General features: G+C 55.4%; 1 protein-coding gene. It reads right to left on the bottom strand.

The features are described 5' to 3' along the window. Positions 1 to 336, bottom strand: a 336-nt coding sequence (gene mobL, locus ACKTR5_RS11805) for a relaxase MobL (protein WP_407881709.1), incomplete at both ends; no start/stop codon positions are given.

The following is a 336-nucleotide window of genomic DNA, read 5'->3' as shown; positions in this document are numbered from 1 at the left end:
TGCGTCCGCAATTGCCCCAGCTCGTGTTCCCACTGTAATTGTTTGGCCCGCTCTGGTTCGCGACTTAAGGTGTTGGCCACTGTCCGCTTCAGATCATCAAAATGGGCGGCTTGCATATTCCCACGGACTTCATGATTGGCCACTCGGGGCCGGGCTGAATGCACCTCACTCAATCCAATATGCACATGTACGTGATCGGTGTTCAAATGGACGGCGGCCCACCAAAAGGCGTCGGCGGATAAGCCCTCATCACGAATAAGATCCGGCATGGCGGCCTGAATTCCCCGCTTAATTTGGCTCTGATCGACCACCCCCTGCTCATCAATAGCGCCTTGT

The sequence above is a fragment of the Furfurilactobacillus entadae genome (assembly GCF_045862745.1).
GTDB lineage: Bacteria > Bacillota > Bacilli > Lactobacillales > Lactobacillaceae > Furfurilactobacillus > Furfurilactobacillus entadae.
The sequence above is the reverse complement of the archived record's forward strand: the minus strand, read 5'-3'. Positions and strand labels throughout refer to the sequence as shown.